The sequence below is a fragment of the Paenibacillus sp. OK003 genome (assembly GCF_900109515.1).
Lineage (GTDB): Bacteria > Bacillota > Bacilli > Paenibacillales > Paenibacillaceae > Paenibacillus > Paenibacillus marchantiae.
This window is the reverse complement of record NZ_FOBD01000027.1, coordinates 19387-40476: the sequence shown is the minus strand read 5'-3', so window position 1 is coordinate 40476 and position 21090 is coordinate 19387. Positions and strand designations below refer to the sequence as shown.

At 45.5% G+C, this 21090-nt stretch carries 21 protein-coding genes and 1 other annotated feature; all 21 genes read right to left on the bottom strand.

Annotation, left to right across the window (positions count from 1 at the left end):
- Positions 1–6: 6 nt before the first annotated feature.
- Positions 7–837, bottom strand: coding sequence for a 50S ribosomal protein L2 (gene rplB / locus BMW94_RS28080; RefSeq protein WP_024633585.1), 831 nt, complete (start codon positions 835–837; stop codon positions 7–9).
- A gap of 30 nt (positions 838–867) precedes the next feature.
- Complete coding sequence (gene rplW / locus BMW94_RS28075; RefSeq protein WP_024633586.1) at positions 868–1158, bottom strand: 50S ribosomal protein L23; 291 nt, start codon at positions 1156–1158, stop codon at positions 868–870.
- Positions 1158–1781 carry a 50S ribosomal protein L4 gene (rplD, locus tag BMW94_RS28070; RefSeq protein WP_063567425.1) on the bottom strand — a complete coding sequence of 208 codons (624 nt, stop codon included), beginning with the start codon at positions 1779–1781 and terminating at the stop codon, positions 1158–1160. Before rplD ends, rplW begins: the two co-directional genes overlap by 1 nt.
- 25 nt (positions 1782–1806) lie before the next feature.
- Entirely contained in the window at positions 1807–2430 is a 624-nt protein-coding gene (gene rplC, locus BMW94_RS28065) for a 50S ribosomal protein L3 (RefSeq protein ID WP_091001948.1), read from the bottom strand.
- Positions 2431–2476: 46 nt separating this feature from the next.
- Positions 2477–2785, bottom strand: coding sequence for a 30S ribosomal protein S10 (rpsJ, locus tag BMW94_RS28060; protein ID WP_017692074.1), 309 nt, complete (start codon positions 2783–2785; stop codon positions 2477–2479).
- Positions 2786–3221: 436 nt separating this feature from the next.
- Positions 3222–4412, bottom strand: coding sequence for an elongation factor Tu (gene tuf, locus BMW94_RS28055; protein ID WP_091001947.1), 1191 nt, complete (start codon positions 4410–4412; stop codon positions 3222–3224).
- Between the two features lie 95 nt (positions 4413–4507).
- On the bottom strand, positions 4508–6586 hold the full coding sequence (fusA, locus tag BMW94_RS28050) for an elongation factor G (protein WP_063567424.1): 2079 nt from the start codon (positions 6584–6586) through the stop codon (positions 4508–4510).
- A gap of 47 nt (positions 6587–6633) precedes the next feature.
- Complete coding sequence (gene rpsG / locus BMW94_RS28045) at positions 6634–7104, bottom strand: 30S ribosomal protein S7 (RefSeq protein WP_024633590.1); 471 nt, start codon at positions 7102–7104, stop codon at positions 6634–6636.
- Between the two features lie 87 nt (positions 7105–7191).
- Positions 7192–7614: a 30S ribosomal protein S12 gene (gene rpsL / locus BMW94_RS28040; RefSeq protein WP_056697677.1), complete on the bottom strand. Its 423-nt coding sequence runs from the start codon at positions 7612–7614 to the stop codon at positions 7192–7194.
- 153 nt (positions 7615–7767) lie between these two features.
- On the bottom strand, positions 7768–8016 hold the full coding sequence (locus tag BMW94_RS28035) for a ribosomal L7Ae/L30e/S12e/Gadd45 family protein (protein ID WP_091001946.1): 249 nt from the start codon (positions 8014–8016) through the stop codon (positions 7768–7770).
- A gap of 216 nt (positions 8017–8232) precedes the next feature.
- Positions 8233–11847: a DNA-directed RNA polymerase subunit beta' gene (rpoC, locus tag BMW94_RS28030; RefSeq protein ID WP_091001945.1), complete on the bottom strand. Its 3615-nt coding sequence runs from the start codon at positions 11845–11847 to the stop codon at positions 8233–8235.
- Between the two features lie 112 nt (positions 11848–11959).
- Positions 11960–15505, bottom strand: a complete 3546-nt coding sequence (rpoB, locus tag BMW94_RS28025) for a DNA-directed RNA polymerase subunit beta (RefSeq protein WP_090905283.1) — start codon at positions 15503–15505, stop codon at positions 11960–11962.
- 391 nt (positions 15506–15896) lie between these two features.
- On the bottom strand, positions 15897–16514 hold the full coding sequence (locus tag BMW94_RS28020) for a class I SAM-dependent methyltransferase (protein ID WP_091001944.1): 618 nt from the start codon (positions 16512–16514) through the stop codon (positions 15897–15899).
- 96 nt (positions 16515–16610) lie between these two features.
- A complete protein-coding gene (gene rplL / locus BMW94_RS28015) occupies positions 16611–16973 on the bottom strand; it encodes a 50S ribosomal protein L7/L12 (protein WP_024633595.1) in 363 nt (120 codons plus the stop codon).
- Positions 16974–17046: 73 nt separating this feature from the next.
- Positions 17047–17550: a 50S ribosomal protein L10 gene (gene rplJ, locus BMW94_RS28010; RefSeq protein ID WP_091001943.1), complete on the bottom strand. Its 504-nt coding sequence runs from the start codon at positions 17548–17550 to the stop codon at positions 17047–17049.
- A gap of 23 nt (positions 17551–17573) precedes the next feature.
- Positions 17574–17722: a sequence feature (ribosomal protein L10 leader region), on the bottom strand.
- Positions 17723–17789: 67 nt separating this feature from the next.
- Entirely contained in the window at positions 17790–18482 is a 693-nt protein-coding gene (gene rplA / locus BMW94_RS28005) for a 50S ribosomal protein L1 (protein WP_024633597.1), read from the bottom strand.
- Positions 18483–18577: 95 nt separating this feature from the next.
- Entirely contained in the window at positions 18578–19003 is a 426-nt protein-coding gene (gene rplK, locus BMW94_RS28000; RefSeq protein ID WP_024633598.1) for a 50S ribosomal protein L11, read from the bottom strand.
- Between the two features lie 68 nt (positions 19004–19071).
- Positions 19072–19605 (bottom strand): transcription termination/antitermination protein NusG, encoded by a 534-nt coding sequence (gene nusG / locus BMW94_RS27995; protein WP_024633599.1) that lies wholly within the window; start codon positions 19603–19605, stop codon positions 19072–19074.
- 22 nt (positions 19606–19627) lie between these two features.
- Positions 19628–19819, bottom strand: coding sequence for a preprotein translocase subunit SecE (gene secE, locus BMW94_RS27990; protein ID WP_053779219.1), 192 nt, complete (start codon positions 19817–19819; stop codon positions 19628–19630).
- Positions 19820–19840: 21 nt separating this feature from the next.
- Positions 19841–19990, bottom strand: a complete 150-nt coding sequence (gene rpmG / locus BMW94_RS27985; RefSeq protein ID WP_072735843.1) for a 50S ribosomal protein L33 — start codon at positions 19988–19990, stop codon at positions 19841–19843.
- Between the two features lie 304 nt (positions 19991–20294).
- Positions 20295–20939, bottom strand: a complete 645-nt coding sequence (gene sigH / locus BMW94_RS27980; RefSeq protein ID WP_024633601.1) for an RNA polymerase sporulation sigma factor SigH — start codon at positions 20937–20939, stop codon at positions 20295–20297.
- Positions 20940–21090 lie beyond the last annotated feature (151 nt).

Genomic DNA, 21090 nt, shown 5'->3' with positions numbered 1-21090 from the left:
TGTGTATTACTTCGTGCGGCGGCGAATGATGTATTTATCAGAAGCTTTATTTTTCTTACGCGTTTTGTAACCAAGAGTAGGTTTACCCCATGGTGACATTGGCGATTTACGTCCGATTGGAGCACGACCTTCACCACCACCGTGTGGGTGATCGTTAGGGTTCATTACTACACCACGAACTTCAGGACGTTTACCCAACCAACGGCTACGACCGGCTTTACCGATTTTGATGAGCTCGTGGTCTTGGTTACCAACAGATCCGATTGTTGCGCGGCAAACTTTCAGAATACGACGAACTTCTCCAGAAGAGAGACGAACGGAAACGTATTTTTCTTCTTTACCAAGCAATTGAGCTTCTGTACCAGCAGCACGAACCAATTGTCCGCCTTTACCTGGTTTCAACTCGATGTTGTGGATAACAGTACCTACTGGAATATTTTCGAGTGGCAATGCGTTTCCGATTTTGATGTCTGATTCAGGTCCGGAGAATACTTGATCTCCAACTTTCAAACCTTTAGGAGCGATGATATAACGTTTTTCACCATCGGCATAGTGAATCAGAGCGATGTTAGATGTACGGTTCGGGTCATACTCAATCGTAGCAACGCGGCCCGGTATTCCATCTTTAGTACGTTTGAAGTCAATGATACGGTATTTACGTTTGTGTCCACCACCATGGTGACGAACTGTAATTTTACCTTGGTTGTTGCGGCCTGCTTGTTTGCTCAATGGGGCCAACAACGATTTCTCCGGCTGATCTGTGGTGATTTCCTCAAATGTAGAAACGGACATGTTCCGTCTTGCCGGGGAAGTTGGTTTATACTTTTTGATTGGCACTGGGTTTCCCTCCTTACTTCAAAAATTCAATTATACAGTTTCAAAGAACTCAAGCGTTTTGCTGTCTTGTGTCAGCGTTACAAACGCTTTTTTCCATTCGCTAGTATATCCGGAATAACGTCCGTACCGTTTAGGCTTAGCTGGAACACGAAGCGTGTTCACGTTTTTCACTTTTACGTTGAAAATAGCTTCCACGGCTTTCTTGATCTCGGTTTTGTTTGCACGGATATCGACTTCAAATACATATTTCAAGTCATTCATCATGTCAGCAGTACGTTCCGTAATAATCGGACGTTTTACAATATCACGAGGATCCTTCATTACGCGAGCACCTCCTCTACCTTCTGAACTGCTTCTTTCGTAATGATCAGTTTGTCGTGCGAGAGCACGTCAAGAACATTAATGCCGTCAGCAGCTACGAATTTCACGCCTGGAATATTCCGTGCGGAAAGAGCCACATTATCATCATAGCTAGGAGCTACGATCAAAGCTTTGCGTCCAACTTTCAAGTTGTTCAAGATGGCTGCAAATTCTTTCGTTTTAGGTGAGCTCAGCGTGAGAGCGTCCAGAACGATAATGTCATTGTCGATCACTTTGGATGAAAGAGCTGATTTGATCGCCAAACGGCGAACTTTCTTAGGCAGTTTATACGCATAGCTCCGTGGTGTTGGACCAAATACGATACCGCCGCCTTTCCATTGTGGAGAACGAATCGAACCTTGACGAGCGCGACCTGTACCTTTTTGTTTCCAAGGCTTACGTCCACCGCCACGTACTTCAGAACGTCCTTTTACTTTGTGGGTACCTTGACGAAGGGAAGCGCGTTGCATAAGAACTGCATCATACAGAACGTGTTGGTTCGGCTCAATTCCGAAAACCGCATCGTTCAATTCAACTTCGCCCACTTGGCTACCATCTACATTGTAAACTGATACTTTTGGCATTTTGTGTTCCTCCTTTCTTCAGTGGTTATTTTTTCACCGTTTCTTTAACTTTAATGAGACTGTTTTTCGGTCCAGGAATGGAACCTTTCACGAGCAACACGTTACGTTCAGCGTCTACTTTAACTACTTCAAGACGTTGGATTGTAACAGTATCATGTCCCATGTGTCCTGGCAGGCGTTTGCCTTTAGGAACGCGGTTAGCTTGGATCGAACCCATTGAACCAGGGCCACGGTGGTAACGCGAACCGTGTGACATAGGTCCAGTGCTTTGTCCCCAACGTTTGATAACGCCGGCAAAACCTTTACCTTTAGAAATACCCGTTACGTCAACGAATTCGCCTTCAACGAAAATGTCAGCTTTCAGTTCTTGGCCAACTTCATATTCTGCGATGTTGATACCGCGAACTTCACGAACGTAGCGCTTAGGGGCAGTGTTCGCTTTTTTAGCGTGACCTGCTTCTGGCTTGTTAGCATTTTTCTCTTTCTTATCGGAATAACCGATTTGAATTGCTTCGTAGCCATCATTCTCAATATCTTTCTTTTGCAAAACAACACAAGGGCCTGCTTCGATAACCGTTACTGGTACAACGTTACCCTCAGGTGTAAATACTTGAGTCATTCCGAGTTTTTTTCCTAAGATTGCTTTCATGTTGACACCTCTTTTCCTTTATACATGGTCTTTGTTGTAGCTTGTATTACAATTTAATTTCGATATCTACACCGGACGGCAGATCCAAGCGCATCAAGGCATCCACAGTTTGTGGAGTCGGGTTAACGATGTCGATCAAACGCTTATGTGTGCGTTGTTCGAATTGTTCCCGAGAATCCTTGTACTTGTGCACCGCACGAAGAATAGTAATGATTTGTTTTTCAGTAGGAAGCGGAATCGGACCGGATACACCTGCACCCGAACGTTTTGCTGTTTCAACAATTTTCTCCGCGGATTGATCAAGAATTCTGTGGTCGTAAGCTTTCAAACGAATACGAATTTTTTGCTTTGCCATTTTAGTCCCTCCTTCTATCGCCCAATTTTTTATCGGACATACTCCGTGAAAATTTTCTAGCCACTGTCCCATGGCAAAGGGGCCGGGTGTGCCAGTAACCTCTCACATCATCGCAACGTCACAGAACAACATTCATTATTATATAGAAAAGATGGGCGTATTGCAAGCATATTTAAGAAAAACATTTAAACTTATCTTTTCTGATGAAATGACTTCGTTTAGTGCAGTGTTTATCTTCAATATTCATGCTGCCTTACCAATCCATCTACATTCGTAAATGATGTTCATTTCGTATGACGCAGGTTCCGAAACTATTACATAATAAAAGAGTTCTTTATCCGATGTCGGATAAAGAACTCTTCCGAAGCTTCGTTACAATACAATGTTACTCGTTCCAGTACACTGTTGCATATGCTTTATTCAGCGTTAAGCCGAATTATTTTTGGATCGATGCTACGGAACCTGCACCTACTGTACGTCCGCCTTCACGAATGGAGAACTTAGTTCCTTCTTCAATCGCGATTGGGGAGATCAAGGAAACAGTAACCGTGATGTTATCACCAGGCATTACCATTTCAGTACCTTCAGGCAAGTTGATGATGCCTGTTACGTCAGTTGTACGGAAGTAGAACTGTGGACGGTATCCAGTGAAGAAAGGCTTGTGACGGCCACCCTCTTCTTTAGTCAAAACGTAGATTTGTGCAGTAAATTCTGTGTGTGGCTTAACAGAACCTGGTTTTGCAAGTACTTGACCGCGCTCGATTTGAGTACGATCAACACCACGCAACAATGCACCGATGTTGTCGCCCGCTTGAGCAGAGTCCAACAATTTACGGAACATTTCTACGCCCGTAACTACGGATTTTTTAGTTTCTTCAGTAATACCAACGATTTCGATCTCTTCGCCGACTTTAACAGTACCACGCTCTACACGGCCAGTAGCAACAGTACCACGACCAGTGATGGAGAATACGTCCTCGACAGGCATCAAGAAAGGTTTGTCAGTTTGACGCTCAGGCAATGGGATGTACGTATCGATCTCTTTGAACATCTCAACGATTTTTCGAGCCCACTCACCATCAGGGTTTTGCAGAGCTTCACGAGCGGATCCACGAGTGATTGGAGTATCATCACCTGGGAACTCATATTCGTTAAGAAGGTCGCGAACTTCCATCTCAACCAATTCCAACAACTCTTCGTCTTCAACCATGTCACATTTGTTCAAGAAAACAACAATGTAAGGTACGCCTACTTGACGGGAGAGCAAGATGTGCTCACGAGTTTGTGGCATTGGGCCGTCAGCTGCGGATACTACCAAGATAGCTCCGTCCATTTGAGCCGCGCCAGTAATCATGTTTTTAACATAGTCGGCGTGACCTGGGCAGTCTACGTGAGCGTAGTGACGAGTGTCAGTTTCATACTCAACGTGTGATGTTGAGATTGTGATACCGCGCTCGCGCTCTTCTGGAGCTTTATCGATTTGATCGAATGCAATTGCTGCGCCACCGTAAGTTTTAGACAATACAGTAGTGATTGCAGCAGTCAGAGTTGTTTTACCATGGTCGACGTGACCAATAGTACCAATGTTAACATGGGGTTTATTACGTTCGTATTTAGCCTTTGCCATTTGAACGTGGCCTCCTTAAAATTATAATTTTATGTTTCCACTAAATGAAGTGCAAAGAATACATGACTTATACACTTTCATTCAATGAGAGAAAACTACTCGGTTCCTTTTGTTTTGGCAACAATCTCTTCAGCGATGCTCTTAGGAACTTCTTCATAGTGAGAAAGCTCCATGGAGAATACGCCGCGTCCTTGAGTACCGGAACGAAGAGTTGTAGAGTATCCGAACATTTCAGACAAAGGTACTTTAGCACGGATGATTTGGGCTCCACTACGGGAATCCATACCTTCGATGCGGCCACGACGGGAGTTAAGCATACCCATAACGTCACCCATATACTCTTCTGGAACGGTTACTTCTACTTTCATGATTGGCTCAAGCAGAACCGGCTTACATTTGTCTTTCGCAGCTTTCAGCGCCATCGATCCGGCAATTTTAAATGCCATCTCGTTGGAATCGACATCATGGTAAGATCCGTCTACGATTGTAGCCTTAACGTCAACAAGCGGGAAGCCTGCGATAACGCCGTTTTTCATTTGCTCTTCGATACCTGCAAGAGCTGGTTGAATGTATTCTCTTGGAACAGAACCACCGACAACCTTACTTTCGAACTGGCTGCCTGTACCCGCTTCGAGAGGTTCGAACTCAACCCATACGTGACCGTATTGACCACGACCACCGGATTGACGAACGAATTTACCTTCAACGCGCGCTGGTGCACGGAATGTTTCACGGTAAGCTACTTGTGGTTTACCCACAGTAGTTTCAACCTTGAACTCACGACGCATACGGTCAATAATGATATCAAGGTGAAGCTCACCCATACCTGCCAAGATTGTTTGACCTGTTTCTTCGTCAGTATGAGCACGAAGAGTAGGATCCTCTTCTGTCAACTTACCGAGAGCAACACCCATTTTATCTTGGTCAGCTTTGGTTTTAGGTTCAACGGCGATTTCGATAACCGGATCAGGGAAGTTCATTGACTCCAGGATAACCGGATTTTTCTCATCACACAGTGTATCACCTGTACCCGTATCTTTCAAACCTACAGCAGCTGCAATGTCACCGGAGTAAACTTCAGTGATTTCTTGACGGCTGTTTGCATGCATTTGAAGGATACGACCGATACGCTCACGTTTGTTTTTAGTTGCGTTCAATACGTAAGATCCGGATTGAAGAACACCGGAGTATACGCGGAAGAATGTCAATTTACCAACGTAAGGGTCAGTCATGATTTTGAATGCCAATGCGGAGAAAGGCTCTTCATCGGATGACTTACGAATTGCTTCAGTTCCATCTTCAAGATGACCAGTGATAGATGGAACGTCTGTTGGAGCCGGCAAGTAGTCGATAACAGCATCCAACATCAGTTGAACACCTTTGTTACGATACGAGGATCCACAGATAACCGGGAAGATCTTAACATCAACAACACCTTTACGGAGGGCCGCTTTGATCTCATCAATAGTGATCTCTTCGCCTTCCAGGTATTTCATTGTCAAATCTTCGTCGAGTTCTGCAACACGCTCAACCAATTCGTTACGGAGTTCTGCAACTTGCTCAACAAATTCCGCAGGAATTTCGGTTTCTTCGATATCTTGTCCAAGGTCATCTTTGTACATATGAGCCTTTTGTGCAACGATATCAATGATACCTTTGAAATCATTTTCAGCGCCGATAGGAAGTTGAATCGCAACTGCGTTCGCTTGAAGGCGATCACGCATGTCAGATACAACGTTCAGGAAGTCAGCACCGATGATATCCATTTTGTTTACATAAGCGATACGAGGTACGCCGTACTTGTCAGCCTGTCTCCATACGGTTTCGGACTGAGGCTCAACGCCTTCTTTCGCACTGAATACACCAACTGCTCCGTCCAATACACGAAGGGAACGTTCAACTTCAACAGTGAAGTCAACGTGTCCCGGGGTATCAATGATGTTAACGCGGTGGCCTTTCCAAGCAGCGGTAGTCGCAGCGGAAGTAATTGTAATTCCGCGCTCCTGTTCCTGTTCCATCCAGTCCATTGTCGCAGCGCCTTCGTGTACTTCACCGATTTTGTGCGTACGTCCTGTGTAGAACAAGATCCGCTCAGTTGTCGTGGTTTTACCCGCATCAATATGAGCCATGATCCCGATATTACGTGTATTTTTCAAGGAGAACTCTCTTGCCATGAAATGGGTCTCCCTTCAAAATTGAAGTTATTATTGTGAACCGAATCCTACCAACGGTAGTGAGCAAACGCTTTGTTCGCTTCAGCCATTTTATGCGTATCTTCACGTTTTTTAACGGAAGCGCCTGTGTTGTTGGAAGCGTCGATGATCTCAGCCGCCAAACGCTCTTCCATTGTTTTCTCACCGCGGTTGCGGGAGTAGTTCACGAGCCAACGTAATCCCAAAGCAGTACGTCTCTCTGGTTTTACCTCGATTGGTACTTGGTAGTTGGCACCGCCGACACGGCGAGCTTTAACTTCCAGGACTGGCATGATATTTTTGATCGCTGCTTCAAATACTTCCATAGGGTCATTACCCGTACGTTCTTGAATCAACTTAAACGCATTATACAGAATGCTTTGAGCAACACCGCGTTTTCCGTCGAGCATGATGCGGTTGATCAAACGAGTAACCAGCTTGCTGCTGTATACCGGATCTGGCAACACGTCTCTTTTCGTAACTGGACCTTTGCGTGGCATGGATATCCCCCTTTCTTTCTTCATGAGCACATCCTTCACCTCCTGGGATTAACCCAGAAGATATTCAGGACTGCTACTTATAATAGTTTAGGCTTTTTTAGCTTTTGGACGTTTAGCACCGTATTTCGAACGAGCTTGCATACGGTTGTTCACGCCTGCAGTATCAAGAGCTCCGCGAACGATGTGATAACGAACCCCTGCAAGGTCTTTAACTTTACCTCCACGGATCAACACAACACTGTGCTCTTGAAGGTTATGTCCGATACCCGGGATATAAGCAGTTACCTCGAGACGGTTCGTCAAACGAACACGGGCATATTTACGAAGTGCAGAGTTTGGTTTACGTGGAGTCATTGTACCTACACGAGTGCAGACACCACGTTTTTGTGGGGCACTGATGTTAGTTGATTCACGTTTCAAAGCGTTGAACCCTTTTTGCAAAGCTGGTGATTTGGACTTATCAACTTTAGCTTGACGTCCTTTACGTACCAGTTGGTTAATAGTTGGCATGTGATTGCCACCCCCTTCCTCAATTGTTCATGTTTCTTTATAAACCTCTTTACGCTAAGTCCACAGACCCAGGCGGTTCATAAAAAGACAAATGAAAAGTTTTTGCCTTAGAGAATCCCTAAAAGTTCTCGGACAAAAACGTTCCTTACTGTATCATTTTGCGACAGCAGCCATTGCTGCTCCCACTCCAATCCCGCAAGCTTTGCCGAGATTTTTCATTGTGTCCACTTTCGTGTACTTTACATTGTGTTGTTCACACAAGGCAATGATTTTGGAAGTGAGCTGCGGATCACTATCTTCAGCCACATAGACCTCAGCAGCCATTCCTGACTGGACCATCCGCACGGTCTGTTTGGTACCAATTTTGACATGAGCATCTTGCAGACCTTTTTCATTAGACATTATTCATTCCTCCGAATAGGACCATATACAATCAGCTGCCCACGCACCTTTGATATATTAGCATCTAGCGCAAGCAATGTCAATGCTAATGCCAAAACATTTTTATTTAAAGTTTTGCTTCACTGGGAAACGTCCTCCTGTGTGAAACAGTCGTCGTCTCCCAGCGTACAAAACTTCTATTTATCCTTTAAACAAGGATGAATAGAGATCAATATGTTAATCAACCGAAACTGGCTCAAGTTCTTCTACTGAAGATTGGCCATCTTCCGGCTCGGCAAATTTGATGCTGCGATAACGGTGCATACCTGTACCTGCAGGGATCAATTTACCGATGATTACATTCTCTTTCAGACCGAGCAACTGATCGACTTTACCTTTGATCGCTGCATCTGTCAGAACACGTGTAGTCTCTTGGAACGAAGCCGCTGAGAGGAAGGAGTCTGTTTCCAGGGATGCTTTCGTAATACCGAGCAGGATTGGTTTCGCAACCGCTGGCTCTTTATCACTTAGAATCGCTGTTTTGTTAGCTCTTTCGTACTCATGCGTATCCACGAACGATCCTGGCAACAACGTAGTGTCCCCTGCATCGACGATACGGATTTTACGCAACATTTGACGGATCATAACTTCAACGTGTTTATCATTGATTTCTACGCCTTGGTTACGGTATACGCGTTGTACTTCCTGCAAAATGTAGTTCTGTACGCCACGTACGCCTTTAATGCGCAGCATTTCTTTTGGATCGATAGAACCATCTGTCAACTCGTCGCCTGCTTCAATTTCCATGCCTTCGCTAACGCGTACACGGGAACCGTAGGTAACAGAGTAAACTTTGGATTCTGCTTCACCTTGAATTTCAATTTCGCGACGATCTTTCGCTTCGCGAATTTCTTTAACAACACCGTCGATCTCACTGATTGTTGCTTGACCCTTAGGATTACGAGCCTCAAACAACTCCTGGATACGCGGCAAACCTTGCGTAATATCGTCTCCGGCTACACCACCGGTGTGGAATGTACGCATTGTCAGCTGTGTTCCTGGCTCACCAATGGATTGTGCTGCGATAATACCAACTGCTTCACCGATCTCCACGTGTTTACCAGTCGCCAAGTTGCGACCATAACACTTCTTGCAGACACCGTGACGTGCACGGCAGCTAAGTACGGAGCGGATTTGTAGTTTGGTTACGCCAGCTTTGATGATTGCCTCTGCTTTATCAGAGTCAATCAGTTCATTACGGTGGGCAATAATTTCTTTTGTTTCCGGATGACGAACAGTCTCGAAGCAGTATCTGCCTTCAATACGGTCGTAGAGATCCTCAATAACCTCTTTACCATCCTGGATACGGCTTACGGTAAAGCCTTTATCTGTACCACAATCATCTTCACGCACGATTACGTCTTGGGCTACGTCTACGAGACGACGAGTCAGGTAACCTGAATCGGCTGTACGCAGGGCTGTATCCGCCAAACCTTTACGCGCTCCGTGAGTCGAGATGAAGTACTCGAGTACCGTCAGACCTTCACGGAAGTTCGATTTGATTGGGAGTTCGATGATTCGACCAGATGGGTTGGCCATCAGTCCACGCATACCGCCCAATTGGGTGATTTGCGATTTGTTACCCCGTGCTTTGGAGTCAACCATCATCATGATGGAATTGTAGCGATCCATCGATTTCATCAGAATCTCGGTGATATCATCTTTCGATTTCGACCAGATATCAATGATGCGGTCATAGCGCTCTTCGTTCGTAATCAGACCACGACGGTATTGATTCGTAACGATTTGTGCTTTTTCCTCAGACTGTCTAAGGATTTCAAATTTCTCAGGTGGAACGATAACATCCGACACCGCTACAGTGATACCAGCGCGAGTGGAGTATGTGAATCCGAGTTGTTTGATTTTATCCAAAATAACGGCTGTTTCCGTTGTATGATAAATTTCAAAACAACGTGCGATGATAGAACCAAGATATTCTTTACCGACACCACCAGCCAAAGGAGCGTTCATAATCGCTTCTCTAAGGTCAGCTCCCTTCTCATAAACAAATGAATGCTCAGCGGTACCCTGGTAGAGGTTCGCACGAGTTGCATCATTGATGTAAGGGAAGCTTGCCGGGAAGATTTCATTAAAGATGATTTTGCCGACCGTAGTCAACATCATTGCATCTTGTTGCTCTTCGGTAAAGATTGTTTTGCCAAGCGCTCTAACCGGAATCGCTACACGTGCATGCAAACCAGCAGTACCACGTTGGTACGCGGATACAGCTTCGTTAACCGTGCGCAAGATCATACCTGTTCCCTTTTCTTCCTTGTTGTCCATGGTCAGGTAGTAAGAACCAAGCACCATATCCTGGGAAGGGGTAACAACCGGTTTACCGTCTTTCGGGTTCAAAATGTTACCTGATGCAAGCATCAGGATACGTGCTTCTGCTTGAGCTTCAGCAGACAACGGAACGTGCACGGCCATTTGGTCACCGTCAAAGTCGGCATTGTACGCCGTACATACGAGCGGATGAAGACGAATTGCTTTACCTTCAACGAGAATCGGTTCAAACGCTTGAATACCGAGTCTGTGAAGCGTAGGGGCACGGTTCAGCAGAACCGGGTGCTCCTTAATAACTTCTTCAAGAACATCCCATACTTCAGGACTTACACGCTCAACTTTACGTTTAGCGCTCTTGATGTTATGGGCAAGCCCTTTATTTACAAGCTCTTTCATAACAAAAGGCTTGAACAGTTCAAGTGCCATATCTTTAGGCAGACCACACTGATACATTTTCAGGTAAGGTCCAACTACGATAACGGAACGACCGGAATAGTCAACCCGTTTACCGAGCAAGTTCTGACGGAAACGTCCTTGTTTACCTTTCAGCATGTGGCTGAGGGATTTCAAAGGACGGTTACCAGGACCCGTTACAGGGCGTCCACGACGGCCGTTGTCGATCAATGCGTCAACAGCTTCCTGCAGCATCCGTTTTTCATTTTGCACGATAATGTCTGGCGCGCCTAAGTCAAGCAAACGTTTCAGACGATTGTTCCGGTTGATTACACGGCGATACAGGTCATTCAGGTCAGACGTTGCAAAACGTCCACCATCCAGTTGTACCATCGGACGAAGTTCCGGCGGGATCACAGGAAGTACATCCATGATCATCCACTCAGGTTTATTACCCGAGTTGCGGAACGCTTCGATAACTTCCAGACGTTTGATTGCACGGTTACGGCGTTGTCCTTGTGCAGTGCGGAGCTCTTCCTTCAGGAATTCAAGCTCTTTGTCTATATCAAGGTCTTGAAGCAATTTCTTAACTGCTTCTGCCCCCATGCCAGCCTGGAACCCATATCCGTATTTCTCACGGTAGCTGCGGTATTCTTTCTCGGACAACAGCTGTTTTTTCTCCAGTGGAGTTTCTCCTGGATCAGTTACTACATATGATGCAAAATAAATAATCTCCTCGAGAGATCTTGGAGACATATCCAGAGCGAGACCCATGCGGCTCGGAATACCTTTGAAGTACCAGATATGCGATACCGGAGCAGCGAGCTCAATATGACCCATCCGTTCGCGGCGTACTTTCGCACGTGTAACTTCAACACCACAACGATCACAGACAACGCCTTTATAACGCACGCGTTTGTATTTACCGCAATGACATTCCCAGTCTTTTGTAGGGCCAAAAATCTTTTCGCAGAACAGCCCTTCTTTTTCCGGTTTCAACGTACGATAGTTGATCGTTTCCGGTTTTTTCACTTCTCCGCGGGACCAAGAACGAATTTTTTCTGGGGAAGCAAGCCCGATCTTCATGTATTCGAAATTGTTGACGTCCAACAAGGAGCAACCCTCCTTAACCAAGTCCTGTATTCTAGGTTACGCCCCCTCCGGCCGAAGCCGGAGCAAGACGCGAGCCTGATGAAAAACGCCGGTCATCATGCGCCCGAAGCGGTTACTCCGCTCCGACCTCTGTACCCTCAAGGTTGAGGCTGAGCTTATCGCTCGCAGCGTCATCTTCATCGTCCATTTCTTTCATTTCAATCTCTTGCTCATCTTCGCTCAAAATCTTAACATCCATACCCAAGCTTTGCAGCTCTTTGATCAATACTTTGAATGATTCAGGAACACCTGGTTCAGGAACATTCTCGCCTTTGACGATGGACTCATACGTTTTCACCCGACCTACAACATCATCGGACTTAACAGTCAAGATTTCTTGCAGTGTATAGGCCGCACCATAAGCCTCAAGCGCCCATACTTCCATCTCCCCGAAACGTTGTCCACCGAACTGGGCTTTACCACCCAGAGGCTGTTGTGTAACGAGTGAGTAAGGACCTGTGGAACGAGCATGGATTTTATCGTCAACCATGTGCGCCAGCTTGATCATATGCATGACGCCAACAGTAACTTCACGTTCGAACTCTTCTCCCGTACGTCCGTCGTACAGAACGGTTTTACCATTTCGCTGCATCCCTGCTTCTTCCATCGTATCGAAGACGTCATACTCCTTCGCTCCGTCGAATACAGGAGTAGCTACGTGAATACCGAGCTGCATGGCAGCCATACCCAAGTGAACTTCAAGCACTTGACCGATGTTCATCCGGGAAGGTACGCCCAGCGGGTTAAGAACGATTTGAACTGGTGTACCGTCCGGCAGGAAAGGCATATCTTCTTCCGGCAGGATACGGGCCACGACCCCTTTGTTACCGTGACGACCGGCCATTTTATCACCCTCGGAAATTTTCCGTTTTTGAGCGATATAGACACGAACGAGTTGGTTAACACCTGGAGGCAGTTCATCTCCGTTTTCACGGGTAAAGACTTTTACATCAACTACGATACCGTCAGTACCGTGAGGTACACGCAGGGAAGTATCACGTACTTCACGCGCTTTCTCACCGAAGATCGCATGCAGGAGACGTTCTTCTGCAGTCAGTTCCGTTACACCTTTTGGTGTTACTTTACCAACCAGAATGTCACCAGCACTGATTTCTGCACCGATACGGATAATACCGCGCTCATCCAGATTACGCAGCGCTTCTTCCCCTACGTTCGGGATATCACGCGTGATCTCTTCAGGTCCGAGCTTAGTATCACGTGCTTCAGACTCATATTCCTCGATATGAATGGATGTATACACATCTTCTTTAACGAGTTTTTCGCTGAGCAGGATCGCATCCTCGTAGTTGTAACCTTCCCAAGTCATGAAGGCAACTACGACGTTACGTCCCAGAGCCAATTCACCCATTTCCGTCGAAGGACCATCTGCAAGGATGTCGCCAGCTTTGACAACAGCACCTCTTTTGACAATCGGACGTTGGTTAATGCATGTTCCTTGGTTCGAACGCATAAATTTGTGTAATTTATATTTAACGATATCGCCTTTGACTTCTTGACCATCGACTTCTTCAACACGACGCAACCAAATCTCATTCGCAGAAGAACGTTCAATAATCCCGTCATATTTGGAGACAATACATACACCGGAATCTTTTGCGGCTTTGTGTTCCATACCTGTTCCCACCAGCGGAGCTTTAGGAATCAAGAGTGGAACGGCTTGCCGCTGCATGTTCGATCCCATGAGTGCACGGTTGGAGTCATCGTTCTCAAGGAACGGAATGAGCGCTGTAGCGACAGATACAACCTGCTTAGGAGATACGTCCATGTAGTCAACGCGTTCACTCGGCATCGTAAGGATGTTATCCGACTGCTTGTTGTAACGTACAATGATCGCTTCTTCTGCAAAGGTACTATCTTCATTCAGCTTCGCATTCGCTTGAGCGATGACATAGTTGTCCTCTTCGTCTGCTGTCAGGTAGTCGATTTGCTCGGTTACGACACCAGTCTTAGGATCTACCCAGCGATAAGGAGCTTCAATGAATCCATATTCGTTCACACGGGCAAATGTCGACAGGGAGTTGATCAAACCAATGTTCGGTCCCTCTGGTGTCTCGATTGGACACATCCGGCCATAGTGGGATGGATGCACGTCACGGACTTCCATGCCGGCACGCTCACGTGTCAAACCACCCGGTCCGAGTGCGGACAGACGGCGTTTATGCGTCAACTCACCCAGTGGGTTCGTTTGATCCATAAACTGTGACAATTGGGAGCTACCGAAAAACTCTTTAATGGATGCGATAACAGGACGTATGTTAATCAAAGCCTGAGGCGTGATTACGTTAGCATCCTGAATGGACATTCTCTCACGAACTACACGTTCCATACGGGATAAACCGATACGGAATTGGTTTTGTAGGAGCTCACCAACCGAGCGGAGACGACGGTTACCCAGGTGATCGATATCATCTGTGCTTCCGATGCCATGCAGAAGGTTAATGAAGTAACTGATGGAGGAAATGATATCAGCCGGTGTAACGTTCTTCACTGATTTATCAATGTTAGCATTGGCAATCAGTTTAACGACCTTACCATCCTCAATCGGTGAAAATACATCAATCGTTTGCATCGGGATATCATTGGCATCCAAAACGCCGTTACCCACGTGATATGTGCGGAAACCAACGCTTTTCTCGAGTTGCGGCATGATTTCATCCAACAGACGACGGTCAATCATTTGACCTGCTTCGGCGATAATTTCGCCAGTTTCGGTATCTACAAGAGACTCAGCCAAACGTTGGTTGAACAAACGGTTCTTGATATGAAGCTTTTTGTTGATTTTGTAACGACCCACATTAGCCAGGTCATAACGTTTTGGATCAAAGAAACGGGCTACGAGCAAGCTTTTCGCATTATCCAGCGTTGGCGGCTCGCCCGGACGAAGACGCTCATAAATTTCAATCAGCGCTTTCTCCGTGGAATCCGTATTGTCTTTGTCCAGCGTATTTCGGATATATTCGTCATTACCGAGCAGATCCAGAATCTCAGCGTCTGTGCCAAAACCAAGTGCACGCAGGAGAACCGTCACCGGTATTTTACGTGTGCGGTCGATCCGGACGTAAACAACATCCTTCGCGTCCATCTCCAGTTCGAGCCAAGCGCCGCGGTTAGGAATAACTGTAGCGGTATACGTTTTTTTGGCGTTTTTATCTACTTTGGTACTGAAGTAAACGCTAGGAGAGCGAACCAACTGGCTGACAATAACCCGTTCCGCACCATTAATAATAAATGTGCCGGTATCGGTCATCAGCGGGAAATCTCCCATGAATACTTCCTGCTCTTTGACTTCTCCGGTTTCCTTATTAATGAGCCGGACTTTGACCCGAAGCGGTGCTGCATAAGTAACGTCACGCTCTTTCGCGTCGTCTACTGTATACTTCGGTTCACCGAGACTGTAATCGATAAATTCCAAAATCAAGTTACCTGTAAAATCCTGGATCGGCGAGATATCCTGGAACATTTCGCGCAACCCTTCCTCCAAAAACCAATCGTAAGATTTTTGTTGGATTTCAATCAGGTTCGGAACTTCGAGTATCTCGTTAATTCGTGCATAACTGCGCCGAGTGCGTCGACCATATTGAACAAGATGTCCTGCCAACTTAAACTCACCCCTCAATGTCTACTCACTTTAAAAATTTCGTTGCGAACCTCTGTTTGTAACCTTATAATGGTACACATACAGAGCAAAGCAATGCATCCACAAATAAAGAAAAGCCCTTACTCGAATGTCGTTCGAAAAAAGAGCAACTTTGATCGGCGGATGTCTTTCCAAATCATACATATCCCCAGTTTGCCCAAAATGTACATATTATACGCCAAACGTAGGCATAATAAGCCCGTTCGGCGTAAAAAAGGTTGACATTTTTAGATAGCTAAAGCCAAATAGGGCATCTTAATACTGACATTTTACAATAATACCACGAACCGAATTTCAAGTCAATAGTCCTATTGCAAAAAAAATGCTACCCTGCTTACTTTACAAATCAGGATTAGCCTAAAGGCGCCTCTTCCAATTTTACTGCTTTGAAAATTCGGTAGCCTTTATCCTTCGTTACTTCCTCCACTCGTCCAAAAAGAGATTCCAGCTTCGCTTTTGCCGAAGGTGCTCCCTGCTTTTTCTGAATGACAATCCATAACGCTCCGCCCACCTTCAAATGACGATATGCCTGTTCAAAGATCGTATGCACGGTTTCCTTACCTGCACGGATCGGGGGATTGGTCAGAACCGCGTCAAAGTCTTCCTTTTTAACTTCAGCCAGAAGATTGCTTTGCATAACCGTTACATTCGTTATGCCGTTCGCTTTTGCATTTTCCTTGGAAAGCTCAACCGCTCTCTCATTGATATCGATCATGGTGACATGTCCATCCGGTACAAGTTTAGCTGCTGTAAGACCAATAGGTCCATACCCGCAGCCCACATCCAGTACATGAGCTCCAGCAGGCAACTCTATAGCATCAATCAACACTCTGCTGCCGTAATCGATTCCGTTTTTGGAAAATACCCCTGCATCCGTAACGAGTCGTAATTTCCATCCGCGTAGCTCCGCTTCTGTAGCCCGTCTGTCATGTGCCACCTGCGGTTTGTCCGAATAATAATGATTGGACATGTCCTCACTCACTTTCCATTTACAATTACAGCAACAAACCCCTTGATATAAGTCAAGGGGTTTGTTGTTTTGTTCATCTAGCTAATGAAAGCTAAATTATTTAACTTCGATTGAAGCGCCTGCTTCTTCAAGCTTAGCTTTAACCGTTTCTGCTTCTTCTTTGCTAACTTTTTCTTTCAATGCTTTTGGAGCATTGTCAACTACTTCTTTCGCTTCTTTCAGGCCAAGACCTGTGATTTCGCGAACTGCTTTGATAACGTTGATTTTGGAAGCACCAGCGCTAGTCAAGATTACGTCGAACTCGGATTGCTCAGCTTCAGCTGCAGCAGCTCCGCCACCTGCAACAGCTACTGGAGCTGCAGCAGTTACGCCGAATTCTTCTTCGATTGCTTTAACGAGATCATTCAATTCCAGTACAGTCATGCCTTTGATTGCTTCCAAGATTTGCTCTTTACTCATGATTGAACCTCCATATATAATATTATTTTTTTTGTAATTCACCACTGCCTAGGCAGCATTCAGATCAAGTTGCTTACGCCCCTTGTTCTTCTTTTTCAGCAACAGCTTTAACCGCAAGCGCGAAGTTGCGCACTGGCGCTTGAAGCACGCTGAGGAGCATGGAAAGGAGACCTTCGCGGGATGGCAATTCTGCCAACGCTTTGACTTCTTCTACTCCAATTACGCGACCTTCTACGACTGCACCTTTCAATTCCAGTGCATCGTTCTTTTTCGCGAAGTCGTTCAGAATTTTGGCTGGAGCCACTACGTCGTCTACGCTGAATGCAATTGCGCTAGGACCTGTCAGTACTTCGTTAAGTTCTGTCAGTTCTGCTGCAGCTGCTGCGCGGCGAAGCAACGAGTTTTTCAGCACTTGGAATTCGATTCCGGCTTCACGAAGCTGCTTACGCAGCTCAGTTACTTGGGCAACGTTCAAACCGCGATAGTCAACAACAACACTAGTAGCGCTCTCGCGCAATTTTGCTGTTACTGCATCAACGGACTCTTGTTTTGCTTGAATCACTTTTGCGTTTGCCAAACTGTACACCTCCTGATCAAATTTATCCCATTAAGAAAAGCCTCCGTAGAATCACGAAGGCTTGATATATACTCACAACCGATTTTCATCGCTCTAAGTTCTATAATCACACCTCGGCAGGAAATTAAGCCAAAATGGCACCTACTGTCTACGGTAAGCATATTCAAATGTCAACGGTCAGTCACTCGGACTCACAACTTTTATAGATTATCAGAACAGGACAAGCCTGTCAAGTGATATTATCTAAAAGAAGCTGCGTTCACGCGTGCGCCAGGGCCCATCGTGGAAGAAAGACTTACATTCTTCAGATAAACACCTTTTGCTGCCGCCGGTTTAGCACGAGTCAAAGCGTCCATGAGAGCTTTAAGGTTCTCATTTAATTGCTCTGCCGAGAATGAAGCTTTACCGATCGGTGCATGAATTTGACCTGCACGATCCAGACGATATTCGATTTTACCGGCTTTAATTTCTTGAACAGCCTTGGATACATCGAAAGTTACCGTTCCGGCTTTAGGGTTAGGCATCAGACCTTTACCGCCGAGCAGACGGCCCAATTTACCTACTTCACTCATCATGTCCGGTGTCGCTACGCAGACGTCGAATTCGAACCAGCCTTGTTGGATTTTGTTGATCATGTCTGCATCACCAACATAGTCCGCGCCAGCCGCTTCCGCTTCTTTCGCTTTGTCACCTTTTGCAAATACCAATACGCGTTGTGTTTTACCTGTGCCGTGTGGCAAGACAACAACACCACGTACTGCCTGGTCTTGTTTACGTGGGTCAACGCCCAAGCGTACTGCTGCTTCGATAGTTTCATCAAATTTTGCAGTGGCTGCCTTTTTCACAAGCTCTACAGCTTCTGAAGGCTCGTAAGTTGCTTCGCTGTCAATCAGCTTAGCAGCTTCCAGGTATTTTTTACCGTGTTTAGCCATGTTATATTCCTCCTTTGTGGTGTTAGCGGATATACCTCCCACATCAACCGGCCGCGAATCGGCCGGCTTTACGAAGCCATGTTTCAGATGAAAAATTAGTCTTCGATGGTGATACCCATGCTGCGGGCAGTACCTTCGACCATACGCATTGCAGACTCAACGTCAGCAGCATTCAGGTCAGGCATTTTTTGTTCCGCGATTTGACGTACCGCATCACGTTTAACGGTAGCGACTTTTTTCTTGTTCGGTTCGCCGGATCCTTTTTCTACTTTAGCTGCCACTTTCAACAGAACTGCTGCTGGTGGAGTTTTAGTAATGAAAGTAAAGGAACGGTCTTCGAATACTGTGATTTCAACAGGAATAATCAATCCCGCTTGATCGGCTGTACGAGCGTTGAACTCTTTACAGAATGCCATGATGTTGACACCTGCTTGACCCAAAGCTGGACCTACCGGAGGCGCTGGATTCGCTTTACCTGCTGGAATTTGCAGTTTTACCATTTTGATTACCTTTTTTGCCATGATTGACACCTCCTTGCAAAATAGTGGTTAACGGGCCTCTCAGCCCTCCCACAAGAAACTTGAAGAGACTATATCTTCTCCACTTGCGTGTATTCCAACTCAAGCGGTGTTTCCCGTCCAAACATGTTCACGTGCACTTTCAACTTGCTTTTGTCTACCAAGATTTCTTCCACGGAGCCCACAAAATTCGCAAAAGGACCAACTTTAATACGTACGGATTCCTTAATATCGAATTCAATTTTAGGCTTCGGCTCAACCATGCCCATGTGCTTCAGAATTTGTTCCACTTCTTCAGGCAGTAAGGCTGTTGGTTTGGACCCGGAACCTGTCGAACCGACAAATCCCGTAACACCTGGTGTGTTGCGAACAACATACCAAGAGTCATCCGTCTGGACCATTTCCACCAAGACATATCCGGGGTAAACTTTACGCATAACGGTTTTTTTCTTACCGTCTTTGTTTACCACTTCTTCTTCCATAGGAACAAGAACGCGGAAAATCTTGTCTTCCATGCCCATGGACTCTACGCGTTTTTCCAAATTGGCTTTGACCTTATTCTCATACCCTGAATAGGTATGAACGACGTACCATCTTTTTTCCATATCAAGCCACCTGGGACCCTTCTTAAATAATCGCTTCGATCACAGCGGAGATGCCGATATCAATGACCCAAAAAAACAGCGTCATAACCACAACAGTACCAAGAACGATCAATGTGTAGTTGGTCAGCTCTTTACGATTAGGCCAGCGAACTTTTTTAAGTTCAGCCCAGCTTTCAGAGAAAAAGGAAATCAGAGATTTGAAACTACGTTTCACGCCGACTACACCTCCAAAAAACTATCTGGTTTCGCGATGAGAAGTCTGCTCGTTACAAAACTTGCAAAATTTCTTCATCTCCATGCGGTCGGGGTGATTACGCTTGTTTTTTGTCGTAGTGTAATTTCTTTGTTTGCAGTTTGTACAAGCCAAAGTAATAATTACCCGCATGATGTACACCTCCCGAAGACTTCCACATTCAAGCGGAGTCTCTAAATTGATCCTAAAAAAAAGCCGCGAATTTAGGCCTACCTAAAACACTTTATCATAAGGGTATAACCATGTCAATGAAAGAATAGCCTTTCATCAATGGGTAAAAAGTTCCTATCAAACATATTCAGTTTCTCATCTCTGTTTTTCTCTTCTCCTGCATGGACCAAGCGATTACTAGTATAATCATTCTTTAACTTTATAAACTTGAGGCAGCAAAAAAAGACTCAAACCCCGAGCCTTTTCCGTCAACGACAACATGTGTTCAATTATCTCGAACTTCCAGGTACTTTTCAAGTTTACGCTTCACGCGCTGAAGTGCATTATCAATGGACTTCACATGTCTGTCCAAATCCACTGCAATCTCTTGATAAGATCTCCCGTCCAGATACAACATCAATACTTTACGTTCCAGATCACTCAGAATCTCAGACATCTTATCTTCCAGGCCCACAAACTCTTCCTGGTTGATGATAAGTTCTTCCGGATCGCTGACCTGTGTTCCACAAATCACATCGAGTAACGTACGATCGGACTCTTCGTCATAAATAGGTTTGTCCAGTGATACATAAGAATTAAGCGGAATATGCTTCTGACGTGTTGCTGTCTTGATTGCCGTAATAATCTGTCGTGTAATACACAACTCGGCAAAGGCTTTGAAAGAAGCGAGCTTGTCCCCTTTGAAATCCCTAATGGATTTATAGAGTCCAATCATTCCTTCTTGAATGATATCTTCCCGGTCTGCCCCAATCAGAAAATAAGATCTTGCCTTGGCGCGTACAAAGTTACGATATTTGTTAATCAAAAACTCCAGCGCTTCGCTTTCACCTTCACGGACCGCTTCGACAATGTCTTCGTCACTTTGGTAATCATACTTGGATAACATGATATCTTTGAGGTCGACACTCACAGACAATCCCTCCGGCTGCAACGCAAGGTACCCCGTTACTCTACTCTATGAAATATAGGATCAGTATATATGATGGTACCTCACACCGTCAACCACGCTCTGCCTAAAAAAGAACATCAATAACATAATTGTCAAGAGTTTCAAAATTCTA